Here is a 16,668-nt window from a genome sequence, read left to right as displayed (position 1 = left end):
TCTCTGGCGCTTGGGAGCGTATTTAATCGATTCGGAGCGAATTTAATCGACCGGCGACGGACAATGCCGCCGGTGGGTTACCGGCCGCCGTCGATACGAATGTCGATGGCATTGACCATATCCGCGCGGGGGTCGGCAAGGAAGGATACGGCATGGGCGATGTCGGCCGGCACGCCGATGCGACCTGCAAAATTGTTCGCCATTTCCTCGTTGGCGCGTTCCAGGATGGTGTCCCTGTCATCGCCCCACCCCGCCTCTTCGGCGATACGTTTCAACCACGCCTCTGGCCCGTCAGATAGGGTCAGACCCGGGCTGACGCTGTTCGCGGTGATACCGGTATGGGCAAGCGACATGGCGAGACTGCGCGTGAGAGAGCGGATCGCGCTCTTCGCGGCCTGGTAATCCGGAATGATCGGCAGGGGGGTGTCGACGGACGCGCTGGACAATTGGATCAACCGACCCCAGCCGCGCGATTTCATGCCAGGGACGGCCGCCTGAATCAGCCGCACCATCGATGCGACATTGGAATTATAGGTGGCGACCCACTCGTCGGGGCTCGCGTCGAGCCAGGGTGCCTGTGCATTGCCTGCAGCCTCACCACCGGCATTATTGACCAGAATGTCGATCCCCCCGCCCAGCGCAGCCTCCGCCGCGTCGAAGACGGTCCGAGCGCTGGCATCGTCGGAAAGGCTGCCCGCCGCCGTGCAGACATCGCCACCTGCGTCCGCGATGGCTGCGCGTTGTTCCTCAAGCCGCTGTTCATTGCGTCCGTGCAGGCAAACCCTTGCACCGTCTTCCGCCAGCCGCGCCGCAATTCCCGCACCAAGGGCCGAGCTTGCGCCGGTGACAAGTGCGCGCTTCCCCTGCAGCGGGCGCGTCACGCGGTGTGTTCCAGCTTTACGCGCGTCAGCCGCGTTGCAGAGATCAGCCAGCGATCGCCAACCTTCTGATAGCGATCCTCATAATGCCCCCAGCCGTGCATGACGCCGGCGGGGATCACGGGGTTCCCCTCTGGAATCCACAACCAGTCTTCCATCGACCAGATTGCCTTCGCCTCCGTGGCGCTGACCACGTCGACGCGCGGCATATAGCCGAAATGCGCCGTCTTTACGCCATTCAGGACATAGGCATTATTCTGCGCGAACGCCTTTGGATCGTGATCGAGCAGCGATGGGTCGTGAGGTTCGACCGCCTCGCGCATGTCGGTCTCGGCATCGGGGGTGAAGATAGCCAGCAGGCCGTCCCAATCCTGTTCGTCGATGCAGCGGAAATATTCCGCCTTTGCCCGTTTCACACCCTCGATCGCGACCAGACGTTCGATGTCGTTCATGCCCTGCCATCCTCGTCCAGATAGGTTTCACGATAGGCGGCGAAGTCGCGTTTGATCTCCTCCCGATCCAGCGCGAAATCGTCGACGGAATATTTGTGCGGCGCGCGATCTTCGCGTTGGTTCGCCTCGATCCATTCCTGCATGCCGCCGACGATTTCCGGAGTGACGGGAACGCCCGTTTCCGCAAGCACGCGCTTGCCCTCGTCAATGGGGTTGGACGTCAGATCTGTGTAGCGCACATCGACGAAATCCGCGTCGCCAGCCTTTGCACGCATTTCCATGAACAGATCGAGCAGTTCCGCCAGCCGCTTTTCCCAGAAGGCGCCGATGCGCTTCCGGTCGACCGTCGACGCCATGCCGTACAGCGTGGCCATCATGCTGCAATAGGATGGCACGGTGGACAGCGGATCGCGGTGCGTCATGACGATCTTCGCACCCGGGAAGGTTTCGATGACACCGTCCAGCGCCATCAGGTGGCCGGGCGTCTTCAGCACCCAGCGGGCGCCCTTTCGCGACTTGTCCTGCCATTGCAGCGATTGCAGCGCCTCCTTCAGGTCGGGATAGCAGCGCGTGCGGCTGTTCTCGATCAGCCAGCGTGCATAGCTTGGCACATAATACATGCCCTCGATCATGGTGCTGGAGAACATCAGGCCGAGGATGATCAGCTCCTCGTCCGACTGGTCGATGCTCATCGGGTGGATGGACATGAGGTCGGGCGCATGTTCCAGCATGTAATCGAGGTAGGCTTTCGCAGCCTCTCGCCGCGGGGTCGGATCGCCGGGGGTCTCGTCGGGGAAGGGGGCATAGTTCTGCGCCTCCCACCATTTGACGCCGGTCATGCCGGGGGCCGAAGAAAGCATGCGGTGCAGAAGGGTGCTGCCGGTGCGGGGCAGGCCGACCACCACGGCGGCCACGTCGACCTCCTCCTCCAGAATCTCCGGGTGACGCTTGATCAGGTCGACATGGCGCAGGCGGTTCACCAGCGCGGTGTTGATCATCGCCTGAGCGCCGGCCGCACCGACCTCCGTCAGTTCCGCCTCGCTGTTCAGGATCGGAATCAGGGCACCGAGATTTTCCAGCATCCAGGGATTGCCGAAATCGGTGAGGCCGGTCGCGTCGCGGGCCTGCTCCATCAACGTATCGCGGTCAGGTACCTGCGCGCTCTTGGTGTCGGTCAAACTGAATACTCCCCGTCTAGATGCCGTAGCCGCCGGCGACGGCGAGCTGTTGTCCTGTGGTATATCCCGCGCGGCTGGAAGCGAGGAAGGTGACGGCATGGCCGATCTCCTCCGCCTGTCCCCAGCGTTTCAGCGCGAGCGCCTTCTGCACTTCGGCGACCCATGCGTCGTCGAACTGTCCCTTCGCCATCAGATCGTGGAACATGCCGGCGTCGATGACGCCAACAAGCACGCTGTTGGCGCGAATGCCGTATTTGCCTTCTTCCCGCGCAAGCCCGCGGACCAGCGATTCATTCGCCGCCTTGGGCGCGACGGACAGGCCGTCGCGGTCGGGCCAGCGCAGATCGCCTGCGGATCCCAGATGCACGAAGGAGCCGCCACCCGAGTCGCGGAAATGCGGCAGCAGGGCCTGGGTCGCGGCAAAGAAGCCGTGCACCTCTACATCGATGGCGCGTTTCCATTTTTCGATGGGCGTTTCCGACAGCATCAACTGATCAACCAGCGGGCCGGCGGCCCAAACCATGGTGTGGATGCGGCCATGTTCCGCGATGGCCGCATCGCGCGCGGCCTCGATCGTTTCGGGCTGCGTGGCGTCAAGCTGGTGCATGGATACCTTGCGGCCCAATTGCCGCAGCTCCTCGGCCAGCTTTTCCGCCGCCTCCTGCTTGTTGCGATATCCGATTGCGATGTCGCTGCCGGCGCGCGCCAGCTCCCGCGTGCTCGCTGCGCCCAGTCCGCCGGTTGCACCGATCACCAGCGCGGCGCCACCGGGAAAATCCTGTCCTGCCATCTCCATCCCCTCGATCCGTCATCCTGACGCGATTCGCGACGGATGATCGTTGTTTGTGACAAATTGCAGACTAAAAGCTCTAAATCAACACGCATATATTGACATCAAACGCCCCCGAACGGCAAGGATGCGTAATGAGCCGGGGGTATAACCGGACAATTGGAGGAGGAGTGCCCGTGGGACGGTTGGAAGGTAAAGTCGCGATCATCAGTGGCGGCGCGCAGGGAATGGGCGCGGCAACCGCCCGCCTGTTCGCCCAGGAAGGCGCACGAGTCGTTATCGGCGACGTCGTCGAAGAAAAGGGCAGGGCAGTCGCGGAGGAAATCGGCGATGCGGCTCTGTTCCAGAAACTGGACGTGCGTGAAGAGAGCGACTGGCAGCGCGTCGTAAAGGCCGCCACCGACAAGTTCGGCAAGCTGGACATCCTCGTGAACAATGCCGCCGTTACGCATTTCGGCGCATCGGAAGAATTGAAGAAGGAAGATGCCGAGCGCGTGCTGGGCATCAATGTCATTGGGACGATGATGGGCGTGAAGCACGCTGTCCCGTCCCTGAAGGCGAATGGCGGCGGCGTTATCGTCAATATTTCGTCCGTGGACGGCCTGCGCGGCTGCAACGGCCTGATTGCCTATACCGCATCGAAATGGGCGGTGCGTGGCATGACGAAGTCGCTGGCTTATGAATATGGCCCCAGCGGTATTCGCGTCGTTTCGGTACATCCGGGCGGCGTCAACACGCAGATGGGCAATCCGGCGAACGAGACCGGTGAAGATCTGAACCGTCATTACCGTCGCGTTCCGCTGCAGAGGATTGGCGAGCCGGAAGAAATCGCACGGACGACACTGTTCGTATGCAGCGACGAGGCGAGCTACATCTCAGGCGCGGAGATCGCGGTCGATGGCGGGTGGACGGCAGGCCATTACGAGCCGGCCCTGCCCGGTGCGCCCGCGCATCTGCAGAACTGATATGGCGGTCGATCTATCTGGCAAGGTCGCGCTGGTCACAGGCGCGGGGCAGGGCGTGGGTCGCGGCATTGCGCTGGCCCTTGCCCGAGCGGGTGCGGCTGTCGCAGCGGTGGGACGCCGCGCACAGAATACGGGAGAAGTGGTCGACGAGATTGTCGCCGCAGGCGGCAAGGCGCAGGCCTTTGTCTGCGACGTAAAGGATGCCAAGGCGATCGAAGCAACCGTCGCGGAGATCACCAAGGCGCTTGGCGGCCTGCACATATTGGTCAACAATGCGCAGGAAGTGCCGCTTGGCCCGCTTCTTTCGGTAGAGGATTCGGCGTTCGAAGCCGGCTTCGATTCCGGGCCGCTTGCCAGTTTCCGACTAATGAAAGCCTGTCACCCGCATCTGAAAAAAAGCGGCGACGGCGTTATCTTTAACCTGGCCACGTCGGCGGCGCGGCGCTGGGATATGACCAATTACGGTCCCTATGCAGCGGTCAAGGAGGCGACCCGTATTCTGACACGGGCGGCTGCGGCCGAGTGGGGTGTAGACGGTATTCGCGTTCTCACCATTGCACCGCATGCCGATTCACCGGCGCTGAAATCGTGGATCGACAGTCGTCCGGAAGAGGCGGAAGCCTTTTTCCAGACGATACCCCTGCGTCGTGTCGGCCGTTGCGAAGAGGATATCGGTGAGGCTGTCGCCGCGCTGTGCGGGCCGGAATTCGGCTATCTGACCGGTGCAACCATTCCCCTGGATGGCGGGCAGGCCAATTTCGACTGATCAACGACTGGAGGTAACGCGCCATGGCTGATGCATTCTCCCCCGTGGCGATCGGGCCGGTGACGCTGAGCAACCGCTTCATCCGTTCCGGGGCGAACGAGATGATGGTGCGGGACTGCAAGCCGACGCAGTCGCTGGTCGAACTGCATGGCGCAATCGCGCGCGGCGGCATCGGCATGACGACACTTGCCTATATCGCCGTCAGCATGGATGGGCGGACATTCGAGCATCAGGGCGTGCTGAATGCGGCATCGGTTCCGCATTATCGCGCCGTTTGCGACGCGGTTCATGCCGAAGGTGCCAAGGTTTCTGCGCAGATCACCCATGCCGGCAGTTTCGTGCAGCACAAAAGTCTATCGACCCCGCGCGCCATGTCGGCGAGCGCTGGAATCGATCAGATGGGTGTGATGATGGGCCGCTTCTTTCAACGCGAGATGACCCGCGAGGAAATGAAGCAGGTAACGCAGGAATTCGTCGATACGGCCGAGCGTGCTGCAGAGGCGGGCTTCGATGCGGTCGAAATCCACATGGGCCACGGTTATCTTCTCAACCAATTCATCTCTCCCCTTTCCAACAAGCGGAAGGATGAATTTGGCGGATCTGCAGAAAATCGCGTACGTTTTCCGGCCGAGGTGATGGCGGCGGTAAAGCAGGCTGTGGGCAGCCGCATGGCCGTGCTGGCGAAAATGAACCTGATGGACAGTGCCAAGGGCGGCCAGACGGTGGCAGAGGGGATCGTAACCGCAAAGGCGCTGGAGGCTGCGGGTGCAGACATGCTGGTCCTGACCGCTGGTCGCAACATCGAGTCGGTGTGGCAGATTTTCGGCAGCCCGATGCCCTATGACGATCTGGCTGAAATGCAATCGGGCCTCTTTGCCAAGCTGCAGTTCAAGATATTGAAGGCGAATACGCCTAAATCACTGAAATTCAGTGAAATGTATCTGCTCGATGCGGCGCGGCAGGTGCGGGCCGCAGTGAATACGAAGCTGGCCTATCTGGGCGGCGTCCAATCCCTGAAAGGCGCCGAGACGGCGCTGGACGACGGCTTTGATGCGGTCGTGATGGCACGCGCGCTGGTTCACGATCCTGAACTGGTCAACCGCTTCCGCGCCGATCCCGAACATCATTCCGGCTGCATTGCCTGCAATCGCTGCGTGGCGGCGATGTACGGCCCGGCGGGAACATATTGTCCGCTTGTCGACAATCCGGTCGACCCGCGGCTGAACAAAATATTCGCAGGAGAGGAAATCGAACATGCTACTTAAAGACAAGGTTATCATCATCAGCGGCGTCGGACCGGGTATGGGGCAGGCGCTGGCCAAACTGGCAGCGAAGGAAGGCGCCAAGGTCGGCATGGGCGCCCGTAACCAGAAATTCCTGGATGAGGTCGCAGCGGAGATCAAGAAGGATGGCGGCGAAGTCGTCGCCATGTCCACGGACGTGACCAATGCTGATCAGTGCAAGGCGCTGGCCGAAGCAACCGAAAAGGCGTTCGGGCGGATCGATGGCCTGGTGAACAGCGCCTATGCCCATGGTGAATGGAAGCCGACGGACATCGCCGATGTCGAGGAATTCACCTCTGTCTTCAACGTCAATTGTTCCGGTGCCCTGCGCATGGCGCAGGCCTGCCTGCCGGCGATGAAGCGTGCGGGCGGCGGCGCGATCGTCAACGTGTCCACCATGTCGACGGTGAACCCGTTCCCAGGCGAGGGCGCCTATTCCGCGGGCAAGGGCGGCATGAACGCGCTGACCCGGCACATGGCCAAGGATTTCGGTGCCCACAATATCCGCGTCAATGTCACCCGCATGGGCTGGATCGGCGGCGCGCCCGTAATGGGACATATCGACCGCGAGGTGGAATCCGGTCGTGACCGCGACGAGGTGGTCGGCGAGATCACGGCGCGCATCCCGATTGGGATCATTCCGCCCGAGGACGACTGCGCAAGAGCGGTCCTGTTCATGGTTTCCGATTATTCAAAGGTGGTCACCGGCGCGTCGCTGGACGTCAATGGCGGCCAGTACATGGCGCCATGAGCGGGAACGAACAGGCGCAGAATGCGGCGCAGACATGGAAGGATTTTTGCCGGCGGCTGGAGGCCGCCGGCGAAATCGTGGCTAATGCCAAGGTGGCGGATACCGCCCTCGACCAGGCAGAAGGCTATCGGTATCTGACCCGTCTGCTGCGTATCGCGCTCGATATGAATCTCGAAAATGCGGATACCGATTTTCCGGGATTTTATGCCGCATCGCATCCGACCGCCAAGATCGGCGCCGATAATCCCGACAATATCTACATGAATGCGTCGATTAACGCGGACAGGACCTATCGCATTACCGGCAATCGCGGCGGTGTTCCCATTCTCAGCTTTGGGTCGAAGGCAAACCGCTATGCCATCGATGGCAGCATGGCATCGACCGGCGAACTCGATGCTGGCGACATGATTTTCGATGCGGACGGTAATTTCGAAGTGATTGCCAGCCGGGAGAAGGTCGACGGAAACTGGCTGCCGCTGGCCGACGATTCTTCGATGCTGCTGGTTCGGCAGACGTTCCTGGACCGGGACAGTGAACAGCCGGCGCGCGTTCAGATCGAAACCTTGGACCCCCCACAGCCGACGCCCGACCCCCTGACGCTGGAAAAGCTGTCCGGCGGGTTGGAACGGTCGCTTGCCTTCGTCGAGGGTACGGCGAAAACATTCCTGAACTGGACGGACCAGTTCAAGGAAGAGCAGTGCAACAAGCTGGAAACCATCGATCAATCGATGTTTTTTCGTGCTGGGGGTGATCCGACGATCTTTTACCTGCACGGCTATTGGCAGTTGGCTGAGGGTGAAGCGCTGGTTATCGAGACCGAGGTGCCGGAATGCGGATTCTGGAATTTCCAGTGCGACAATGTGTGGATGGAATCGCTGGATTACCGCCATCACCGCATCCACGTGAACAAGCATGGCGCGAGCTATAATAAGGATGGAAGCATTACCATCGTGCTGGCGGCGCGTGACCCCGGATACGGCAATTGGATCGACACGGCCGGTCATCAACAGGGCACGATGCTGCTGCGCTGGACCGGTGCGAAGGAGCACCCCGTGCCGACGACGAAAGTGGTGAAAGTAGATGGATGATCTGGAACTGAGAATTGCGCGGCTGGAAGCCGAGAGCGAAATTCGCAAGCTGAAGGCGCGTTACCTGAACGCCTGCGATGCGAAGAATGTCGACGCCATTCGTGCATGCTTCGTGCCCGATGCCAAGCTGGTCTTTCCGCCCATCGGGGAATTCGGGGTCGATGGCCTGATCGAGGTGTTCACGCAAATGGCGGCTGAAACGCCGATCGTCGACACGCATCACGGCCACAATGCGGAGATCGACATTGCGGGCGATGCCAAGAGCGCAAGCGCGCGATGGAATCTGGGCTTTGCCACCTATGATCCGCGCAACAAGGCGTTTCGCCTGCTGAGCAATTTCTACACCGACCGTTATGTTTTGACCGATGATGGCTGGCGCATCACCTATTCCGAATCGCATCCGCGCAGCATCGTTGACGGTGTTCTGGGCGACGATGCGGTAACGGCTGGCTGGGTCGACGCATGAATTTGCTTGATGAGGCGCGGGACTGGCTGACGGAGGCGCTGGAAGGGCGGTTCGCCGACGTGCGCGGCATCACCGACCTGAGCAGCGGCCATGACCGCCGCCGCGAATGGGAGAAGGAACTGGGCGCGGCCGGACTGGCCGTTATCGGCTGGCCAAAGGCATATGGCGGCAGGGGCGCCACCATCGCGGAGCAGGTGGATTTCGCGCAGCAATATTCGGGGCTGCGGGCACCCTCACGCATTGCCCATATCGGCGTCGAGTTGGCCGGTCCCACCATCATCGCCTTTGGCACGGAAGAGCAGAAGCAACGCTTTTTGCCGCCAATTGCCGCCGGGACCCAGCTGTGGGCGCAGGGATATTCCGAGCCGAATGCAGGGTCCGACCTGGCAAATGTGCGGACACGCGCACGGCTGCAGGATGGCAAATGGGTGCTGGACGGGCAGAAGATCTGGACGTCGCTGGGCATGATTGCCGACTGGGCATTCGTGGTTGCGCGGACCGAAGAAGGCTCAAAGGGGCCGAAAGGCCTGTCCTATCTGCTCGTGCCGCTTGATCAGCCGGGAGTTACGATACGTCCGATCCGCCAGATGACGGGCGAGGCGGAGTTTGCCGAAATGTTCTTCGATGGCGCCACGACCGATGCGGCGAATATCGTCGGTGAACCCGGACAGGGCTGGGGCGTGGCAATGGCGACGCTGGGCTTCGAGCGCGGCGTTTCGACCGTCGTCCAGCAGATGCAGTTCGCCAACGAGCTGCAGGTGCTGATCGATACTGCGCGTGAAAACGGCTGGGCGGAAGATCCCGTCGTTCGCCAGCGTATCGCGGATGCGTGGATCGGGCTGCAGGTGATGCGCCACGGGCTGGTGCGAACTTTATCCGATGAGTCCGCAGAACAGCTTAGCGACGAAGGGCTGACGTCGAAGCTATACTGGTCGCGCTGGCGGCGGGGACTTGGCGATCTGGCCATGGACGTCCAGGGCCTGACCGGTGAAATCGGAATGCCGGACGAGGATTATCGCTTCGGCAAGCTCACCCAACTGTATCTGAGTTCGCGTGCCGACACGATCTATGCCGGGACCAGCCAGATCCAACGCAATCTGATCGCGGAACGCGGCCTGGGTTTGCCGCGGGAGCCGCGCGGGACGCAATAGCGTCCCGCCGGCAGCCGGGTAATCAATGGCGCGCCAATCAGCGCGCGACGAAACCGCCGTCTATGGGTAGCGGGTGGCCGGTAATGAAGCTGGCACGGTCAGAGACAAGGAAAACGACGCCGTCGGCGATCTCGCTTGCCTTACCCATGCGATTCATCGGGTGCATCTGTGCCATGAATGCCTTGCTATCCTCCGGCACATGAGGGCCTGAGGTCATCGGCGTTTCGATTGCGCCGGGGCAGACGGCGTTTACGCGAATACCTTCGGCGGCATAGCGCATCGCGGCGGAACGGGTCAGGCCGATAACGGCATGTTTGCTGCTGCAATAACCGGCGCCCGACAGGCCGACGAGACCTGCGACGGAGGCAGTGTTGACGATCGCGCCCGATCCGGCCTTTGTCATGTGACGCAGCTCTGCCGCCATGCACAGCATGACGCCCCGCTGATTGACCGCAACGACCTTGTCGTAAATGTCGACGCTTTCCCAGGGCGTGGACATTTCCTCGAGAGAAATGCCGGCATTGTTGAACGCGATGTCGAGCTTGCCCCATTTTTCAACGACGCCGTCGACGGCGGCGTTGACTGCCGCTTCATCGGTCACGTCGAGCGACAGTCCATAGGCCTCTCCGCCCGCAGCCTCGATGGCGGCAACCGTTTCCGTCGGATCCTTCAGGTCGGCAATTGCGACCTTCGCGCCCTCCTTGGCGAAGGCGATTGCCGATGCCTGACCGATCCCGCCGGCACCGCCGGTGACGAATGCGATCTTTCCCTCAAGCAGCTTTTCCATGTGCCGCGATCCTTCCCTATTATGTTTTGTCAGACGATCTCGAAAAGGCCTGCGGCGCCCATGCCGCCCGCGACGCACATCGACACGACAACCCGGCGGGCACCACGGCGACGCCCCTCAAGCAGAGCATGGCCGACTAGGCGGCTGCCGGTCATGCCGAACGGGTGGCCAAGGGCAATGCCGCCGCCGTCGACGTTCAGCTTTGCATCGTCGATGCCCAACTTGTCGCGACAGTAGAGTAACTGGCTGGCAAAGGCCTCGTTGATTTCCCACAGGTCGATATCGTCGACCGACAAGCCTGCACGATCCAGTAGCTTCGGGATTGCGAAGACTGGTCCGATGCCCATCTCCTCCGGCGCGCAGCCTGCAACCTGAAAGCCGCGATAGATGCCAAGGATCGGCATGCCTTCCTTTTCGGCAACATCCCGTGCGACCAGTACCTGAGCAGAGGCGCCGTCGGACAGCTGGCTGGCATTACCGGCGGTGATGTTGCTGCCCTCCGGCACCAACGTGCCGTTCTTGTAAACGGGTTTCAGGCCGGCCAGCTTTTCGGCCGTGGTGTCCGGGCGGATGCCCTCGTCACGGTCCAGCGTGACGCTCTCGCTGCCGGTACGATTGCCTTCCTTATCGAACAATGCCTTTTCCACGGTAATCGGCACGATTTCATCGGCAAAGCGGCCCTCCGCCTGCGCGGCGGCGGCGCGCTGATGGCTGGAGGCACTGAGCGCGTCCTGCGCTTCCCGGCTGATATCGTACCGTTCCGCCACGACCTCGGCCGTCTCAATCATCGGCATATAGGCGTGCGGTTCCGCAGCGATCACGGCCTCCGACCGGTTGCGGTAAGTCATCATGTGTTTGTTGAGGGTCAGCGAGATGGATTCAACGCCCGCAGCCACGGCGACATCGATATCGTCTGCCATGATGGAGCGCGCGGCGAGCGCAATCGCGGTTAAACCAGACCCGCATTTGCGATCCAGTGCAAAGCCCGGAACGGACTGGCCGAGGCCTGCCGTAGCGGCGGTTAGCCTGCCGAGATTATAGCTTTGTGTGCCAGCCTGGGTTCCGACGCCCAAAAAGATGTCGTCGACGCGTTTCGGATCGACGCCGGCGCGTTCCACCGCCGCGCGGACGACATGTCCGGACAGAACCGGCGCCTCGGTATCGTTGAACGCGCCTTTATAGGCGCGGCCAATGCCAGTGCGCGCCGTCGAAACAATTGCCGCCTCACGCATTTGCCTGGGCCCCCATATGCATGTTTGATTCACCGAAATAAGCAATCATGGAGCTGACCTTTCCATCGTCCGCGAATTTGAACAGATCGATAACGTCGATACGCATCGGCTGTCCCTGCTGCTCCAGATGGACGGAAAAGGCAAAGGCGGCGGTATCGGCATTGCAGCGAACCGGACCCTCCAGCTTCAGCTTCGCGCCGGTCTGCATCGACATCTTGTAGAAATCGAGAATTGCCTGATGGCCTACCTTTGGTGGGGTGCCGGCGGGGTCCTCGACCGAGGCGTCGGGAGCGAAGAGGTCGCGCACAGCCTCTGCATCGCCGCGATCGAAGGCATCGAAATAGGCGTTGACGGTTGCGAGCATATGTTCGGTGCTGGGCATTTCAGGTCTCCGGGTAATAGCGGCTGATGGTATCGACGACGCAGGCGGGCTTGTCAGAGCCCTCCAGCTCTATGGTTATACGAACCGTCGACTGGATTGCGCCCTTGATCTCCTCGACATGGGTGATTTCGCCGACGCCCCTAATGCGGGAACCGACGGGGACGGGGGCCAGGAAGCGCATCCGGTCGGTCCCGACATTCACGCCATGCGAGAAGCCGCGCACTTCGATCAGTTCCGGCAGGAAGGCATTGGCCAATGACATTGTCAGATAGCCATGGGCGATGGTTTTCCCGAACGGTCCTTCGGCGGCGCGTTCGGGGTCGACGTGGATCCACTGATGATCATCGGTGGCGTCGGCGAAACGGTCGATGCGGTCCTGCGCGATTGTCAGCCAGTCGGTCGGGCCGAGAGCGGTTCCTTCTGCGCCCATAAGGTCGCGGGGGGATTCAAAGACAGCAGCTTCGGTCATGCGCGCTGGCTCGAAACGGAAAGCACTTCGCCGCTCATATAGCTGGCAAGATCGCTTGCCAGGAACAGCATCACATTCGCCACCTCCCACACTTCCGCCGGACGGCCGAATGCTTCCCGCGAAGATAGTTCGGCGAGCAGCTCGTCGGTTGTGACCTTCGCCAGAAACGCGTGCATGGCAATGGACGGCGCGACGGCATTAATGCGGACGCCCTGTTTTGCGGCCTCAATCGCGGAGCATCGCGTGAAGGCCATCACGCCGGCCTTTGCCGCAGCATAGTGGGACTGCCCCTCCTGCGCGCGCCAGCCCAGCACGGAGGCATTATTGACGATCGCGCCGGACTGGCGCGCATACATTGCCGGCAGGAAGGCGCGTGTCATTCGCATCACCGAAGTGAGCGTCACGTTCAGCACATTGTCCCATTCCTGATCGGTCATGTCGACCACGTCAGCGGTGCCGCCAAGGCCCGCATTGTTGATCAGCACGTCGACCTGGCCGAGTTCTTTCTCCGCAGCCTCGCGCAGCGCCTGCACGGCATCTTCGCTGGTGACATCGCACAGCTGCAGCGCGGGGCGGGTGCCGGTTTCCTCGGCAATGCGATCCGCTGCCTCCCCCAGGCGACGTTCGTGAAAATCGCTGATCATCAGCGTAGCGCCTTCCTCTGCCGCGCGCTTGGCGACGGCATAGCCGATGCCGGTACCGGCGGCGGCGGTGACGAGGACGGCCTTGCCGGCAAGCAGGTTGCGGCCGACAGGGTAGGGCGGGGGATTCAAACTCATTCAGGCTGCCTCTTGCTGATCGTCGAACAGGTGACGTGCGATGGTTTCACGGTGGTGCGCGGGCGGATCGAGCAAAGTTGCCGAGGCTCGTGCACGTTTGAAGAACAGATGCGCCTGATGTTCCCAGGTAAAGCCGATACCGCCATGCAATTGTATGGCGTCGCCCGCGCAGTGAAGGAATGCATCGCTGCAATAGGTGCGTGCACCGGCCGCCGCTGTTTCGGTCTCGTCGCCACTTTCCAGCGAACGGACCGCCCAATCGGCGGCAGTGCGGGCGCTGTCGACCATCAGCTTCATATCGGCGAGGCGATGCTTGACAGCCTGAAATGATCCAATGGGCCGACCGAACTGGATGCGCTCCTTGGAATAGGCCACCGTCTCCTGAAGGGAGCGCGCGGCACCGCCAAGCTGTTCAGCGGAAAGAAGCGCGGCAGCGCGGGTGAGCGCCGTCCGAAGTGCCTTGCCGCCGTCGCCCGGCTGTCCAACGATGGCATCCGACGCCACCTTCGCATTGTCGAAGGATATGGTGGCGTAGGGGCGCGTAAGATCCAGGCTTGTCTGTCGCGTCACCGAGACACCGGCGCTGTCGGCGGGAATGGCCAATAGCGTAATGCCGTCCCAACCAGTGGTGCCTTCATTCCGTGCGGCTACAAGCAGCAGCGTCGCCACATGACCGAACGGCACATAATGGGCTTCGCCTGACAGGCTCCATTCATCGCCAGAACTGGTAATGACCGGGCCGATTCCGTCAGGGATGGGAGATCCGGCAGCGCTACGCATCGCCAGCGTTGCGATGGTCTCGCCACTCGCGATACCGCCAAGCCATTCGGCACGACGCGGCGTTTCGGAGGCGGCGAGGATTCCGCCCGCCAGGACGACGCTTTCGAACCAGGGAATGGCGGCGAGGACGCGGCCCAACTCTTCCATGATTAGCGATTGTTCGAGGACGCCGAGGCCGATGCCGCCGTCAGCTTCCGCGATCCCGGCACCCGCAAAGCCCATCTCGACAGCGAAGCCCTGCCATAGCTCCTCGTCCCAACCGGCCTCGCTTTCGATGGTTTTACGCAGCCGCTCAAACCCGGCCTTGTCGGTCAGGAAGTCGCGCGCTGCTTCTCGCAGCGCCGCCTGATCTTCAGTCAGCGCCATGGCCATGATCAGCTCGCTCCATAGACGGGCTTCGCCGGTGTACGGCCAGCGACCAGCTTCTCAACGACCGCGCCCACTTCGTCCGGGCGCAGGCGGCGACCAACGTCATCGGAGGTCGGGCCGTCGGTCCACCCCTCAGAAATGCGGATGGTGCCGCCAAAGGGTTCGAACACCTGTCCGGTGACATTTCTGGACTGCTCGCTCGCCAGCCAGGCGACAAGAGGTGCAGTATTTTCAGGCGCGAACGGATCGAAGGCGCTTTCCTGCTGCGACGTCATGGTATCTGCAAAAGCAGTCATGGTCATGCGCGTGCGCGCGTTCGGTGCCAGCGCATTGGCGGTAATGCCATAGCGCCCCAGTTCCGCCGCCTGAACAAGCGTCAGTGAGGCAATGCCTGCCTTCGACGCTGAATAGGCGCTTTGCCCGATACTGCCCTGCAAACCGGCACCGGAAGTCGTGTTGACAATGCGCGCATCGATGGGACGTCCGGCCTTGTTTTCCGAACGCCAGTAATCGACGGCGTGGCGGCTGGTGCAGAAGTGCCCGCGCAGATGTACGCGCGTTACGGCATCCCATTCCTCTGGCGTGCAGGACACGAACATGCGGTCCCGTACGAAGCCCGCATTGTTGACGACCGCGTGCAGGCTTCCGAACGTGTCGATGGCGGCCTCTACCATGCGCTTGCCGGCATCCCAGTCTGCCACATCGCCCGTATCGGCGACAGCCTTGCCGCCCATCGCCTGGATTTCCTCGACGACCTGTTGTGCCGCGCCCTTCGTTTCGCCCGCTTCGCCATGGGTGCCGACACCCAGATCGTTGACGACGACGCTCGCGCCTTCGGCGGCGAGACCCAGCGCATAGGCGCGGCCGAGGCCGCCGCCTGCGCCGGTGACGATAACCACCCTGCCTTCACATATTCCCAATGTCTCTCTCCCGTTCGGTTGGCGGTCTCAGTCGAGCCGCTCGATAATCGTTACGTTTGCCAGGCCGCCGCCTTCGCACATGGTCTGCATGCCAAAGCGGCCACCGCGGCGTTCGAGCTCGTACAGCAGCGTCGTCATCAGCTTTGCACCGGTGGCGCCGAGCGGATGGCCGAGTGCAATGGCACCGCCATTCACGTTGACGCGCGACAGATCGGCATCCATTTCCTTTGCCCAGGCAAGGACGACGCTTGCAAAGGCCTCGTTGATCTCGACGAGGTCGATATCCGACAATTGCAGTCCTGCCTTCTTCAGCGCATGCCGCGTCGCCGGTATGGGCGCGGTCAGCATCATGATGGGGCTGTCGCCGCGCACCGTCAGATGGTGGATGCGCGCACGGGGTTTCAGACCATGTTCCTTCACCGCCGCCTCGCTGGCGATCAGGACGGCGGCCGCGCCATCGGAAATCTGGCTGGAAACACCAGCGGTGATCTTGCCGCCCTCTCGCACTGGATTGAGTTTCGCCAGACCCTCAGCCGTGGTTCCGCGCCGCACCGTCTCATCCATGGTGAAATCGCCCACGGGAACGATCTCCTCGGCGAAGCGCCCGCTGTCGATCGCCTGCTCTGCGCGCGCATTGCTCTGCACCGCGAAATTTTCCATGTCCTCGCGGCTGATGTCCCATTTATCGGCAATCTTCTCGGCCGCGTAGATTTGGTTTACCTCCTCGTCTCCATAGCGCTCTTTCCAGCCGGGGGAGGTCGAGAAGGGCGTGTCGAAGCCATAGGGCTGGCCAGCATACATGGCTGCGGAAATCGGGATCGCGTTCATATTCTGGACGCCGCCCGCCATGATCAGGTCCTGCGTACCGGACATGACGCCCTGGGCGGCGAAATGGATGGCCTGCTGAGAAGAACCGCACTGGCGGTCAATGGTAACGCCGGGAACCGATTCCGGATAACCCGCCGTCAGCCAGCAGCTGCGACCGATATTGCCGGCCTGCGACCCGATGGCGTCGACGCATCCCCAGACCACATCGTCTACGGCAGCGGGATCGACGCCCGTGCGCTCGATAAGGGTGCGCATGGGGATGGCGCCAAGATCGGCGGAATGCCATTCCGCCAGGCTGCCCTTCTTGCGGCCAGTGGGGGTGCGGATGGCGTCGATGATATAGGCTTCGGCCAT

19 protein-coding genes are annotated in these 16,668 nt (G+C 62.0%); 7 read left to right on the top strand and 12 right to left on the bottom strand.

The window, feature by feature from the left end; all coding sequences use genetic code 11:
* Positions 1 to 77: 77 nt before the first annotated feature.
* The 4 genes from ACSMXM_RS06840 to ACSMXM_RS06825 are packed head-to-tail and all read right to left on the bottom strand — an operon-like array spanning position 78 to position 3,298.
* Entirely contained in the window at positions 78 to 881 is an 804-nt protein-coding gene (locus tag ACSMXM_RS06840) for an SDR family NAD(P)-dependent oxidoreductase (RefSeq protein WP_460315147.1), read from the bottom strand.
* Positions 878 to 1,330 carry a nuclear transport factor 2 family protein gene (locus ACSMXM_RS06835; protein WP_460315145.1) on the bottom strand — a complete coding sequence of 151 codons (453 nt, stop codon included), beginning with the start codon at positions 1,328 to 1,330 and terminating at the stop codon, positions 878 to 880. The genes ACSMXM_RS06840 and ACSMXM_RS06835 overlap by 4 nt, the downstream gene beginning before the upstream one ends.
* Positions 1,327 to 2,508: a sulfotransferase family protein gene (locus tag ACSMXM_RS06830; RefSeq protein ID WP_460315143.1), complete on the bottom strand. Its 1,182-nt coding sequence runs from the start codon at positions 2,506 to 2,508 to the stop codon at positions 1,327 to 1,329. The genes ACSMXM_RS06835 and ACSMXM_RS06830 overlap by 4 nt, the downstream gene beginning before the upstream one ends.
* 16 nt (positions 2,509 to 2,524) lie before the next feature.
* Positions 2,525 to 3,298: an SDR family NAD(P)-dependent oxidoreductase gene (locus tag ACSMXM_RS06825; protein WP_460315141.1), complete on the bottom strand. Its 774-nt coding sequence runs from the start codon at positions 3,296 to 3,298 to the stop codon at positions 2,525 to 2,527.
* Between the two features lie 176 nt (positions 3,299 to 3,474).
* Between ACSMXM_RS06825 and ACSMXM_RS06820 the strand changes: the two genes are divergently transcribed.
* The 7 genes from ACSMXM_RS06820 to ACSMXM_RS06790 are packed head-to-tail and all read left to right on the top strand — an operon-like array spanning position 3,475 to position 9,768.
* Positions 3,475 to 4,263 carry an SDR family NAD(P)-dependent oxidoreductase gene (locus tag ACSMXM_RS06820; RefSeq protein ID WP_460315139.1) on the top strand — a complete coding sequence of 263 codons (789 nt, stop codon included), beginning with the start codon at positions 3,475 to 3,477 and terminating at the stop codon, positions 4,261 to 4,263.
* A 1-nt stretch (position 4,264) separates the two neighbouring features.
* The gene (locus ACSMXM_RS06815) at positions 4,265 to 5,029 is read left to right on the top strand and encodes an SDR family NAD(P)-dependent oxidoreductase (protein ID WP_460315137.1); all 765 of its coding nucleotides are present in this window, start codon (positions 4,265 to 4,267) and stop codon (positions 5,027 to 5,029) included.
* Between the two features lie 23 nt (positions 5,030 to 5,052).
* Entirely contained in the window at positions 5,053 to 6,294 is a 1,242-nt protein-coding gene (locus tag ACSMXM_RS06810; RefSeq protein ID WP_460315135.1) for an NADH:flavin oxidoreductase, read from the top strand.
* The gene (locus ACSMXM_RS06805) at positions 6,284 to 7,063 is read left to right on the top strand and encodes an SDR family oxidoreductase (protein ID WP_460315133.1); all 780 of its coding nucleotides are present in this window, start codon (positions 6,284 to 6,286) and stop codon (positions 7,061 to 7,063) included. Before ACSMXM_RS06810 ends, ACSMXM_RS06805 begins: the two co-directional genes overlap by 11 nt.
* On the top strand, positions 7,060 to 8,151 hold the full coding sequence (locus tag ACSMXM_RS06800; protein WP_460315130.1) for a DUF1214 domain-containing protein: 1,092 nt from the start codon (positions 7,060 to 7,062) through the stop codon (positions 8,149 to 8,151). The genes ACSMXM_RS06805 and ACSMXM_RS06800 overlap by 4 nt, the downstream gene beginning before the upstream one ends.
* A complete protein-coding gene (locus tag ACSMXM_RS06795; protein WP_460315128.1) occupies positions 8,144 to 8,617 on the top strand; it encodes a nuclear transport factor 2 family protein in 474 nt (157 codons plus the stop codon). The genes ACSMXM_RS06800 and ACSMXM_RS06795 overlap by 8 nt, the downstream gene beginning before the upstream one ends.
* Positions 8,614 to 9,768: an acyl-CoA dehydrogenase family protein gene (locus ACSMXM_RS06790; RefSeq protein WP_460315127.1), complete on the top strand. Its 1,155-nt coding sequence runs from the start codon at positions 8,614 to 8,616 to the stop codon at positions 9,766 to 9,768. Before ACSMXM_RS06795 ends, ACSMXM_RS06790 begins: the two co-directional genes overlap by 4 nt.
* A gap of 37 nt (positions 9,769 to 9,805) precedes the next feature.
* Here ACSMXM_RS06790 and ACSMXM_RS06785 read toward each other — a convergent pair whose 3' ends face one another.
* The 8 genes from ACSMXM_RS06785 to ACSMXM_RS06750 are packed head-to-tail and all read right to left on the bottom strand — an operon-like array spanning position 9,806 to position 16,668.
* Complete coding sequence (locus ACSMXM_RS06785) at positions 9,806 to 10,555, bottom strand: SDR family oxidoreductase (protein ID WP_460315125.1); 750 nt, start codon at positions 10,553 to 10,555, stop codon at positions 9,806 to 9,808.
* A 29-nt stretch (positions 10,556 to 10,584) separates the two neighbouring features.
* Complete coding sequence (locus ACSMXM_RS06780; protein ID WP_460315123.1) at positions 10,585 to 11,787, bottom strand: thiolase family protein; 1,203 nt, start codon at positions 11,785 to 11,787, stop codon at positions 10,585 to 10,587.
* Positions 11,780 to 12,169, bottom strand: coding sequence for a nuclear transport factor 2 family protein (locus tag ACSMXM_RS06775; RefSeq protein ID WP_460315122.1), 390 nt, complete (start codon positions 12,167 to 12,169; stop codon positions 11,780 to 11,782). The genes ACSMXM_RS06780 and ACSMXM_RS06775 overlap by 8 nt, the downstream gene beginning before the upstream one ends.
* Position 12,170: 1 nt before the next feature.
* The gene (locus ACSMXM_RS06770; RefSeq protein WP_460315120.1) at positions 12,171 to 12,638 is read right to left on the bottom strand and encodes a MaoC family dehydratase; all 468 of its coding nucleotides are present in this window, start codon (positions 12,636 to 12,638) and stop codon (positions 12,171 to 12,173) included.
* Positions 12,635 to 13,417: an SDR family oxidoreductase gene (locus tag ACSMXM_RS06765; protein ID WP_460315119.1), complete on the bottom strand. Its 783-nt coding sequence runs from the start codon at positions 13,415 to 13,417 to the stop codon at positions 12,635 to 12,637. Before ACSMXM_RS06765 ends, ACSMXM_RS06770 begins: the two co-directional genes overlap by 4 nt.
* On the bottom strand, positions 13,418 to 14,569 hold the full coding sequence (locus tag ACSMXM_RS06760) for an acyl-CoA dehydrogenase family protein (RefSeq protein WP_460315117.1): 1,152 nt from the start codon (positions 14,567 to 14,569) through the stop codon (positions 13,418 to 13,420).
* Between the two features lie 2 nt (positions 14,570 to 14,571).
* Positions 14,572 to 15,486 carry an SDR family oxidoreductase gene (locus ACSMXM_RS06755; RefSeq protein ID WP_460315115.1) on the bottom strand — a complete coding sequence of 305 codons (915 nt, stop codon included), beginning with the start codon at positions 15,484 to 15,486 and terminating at the stop codon, positions 14,572 to 14,574.
* 27 nt (positions 15,487 to 15,513) lie between these two features.
* A complete protein-coding gene (locus tag ACSMXM_RS06750; RefSeq protein WP_460315113.1) occupies positions 15,514 to 16,668 on the bottom strand; it encodes an acetyl-CoA C-acetyltransferase in 1,155 nt (384 codons plus the stop codon).

The sequence above is a fragment of the Pacificimonas sp. ICDLI1SI03 genome (genome assembly GCF_054740865.1).
The sequence above is the reverse complement of the archived record's forward strand: the minus strand, read 5'-3'. Positions and strand labels throughout refer to the sequence as shown.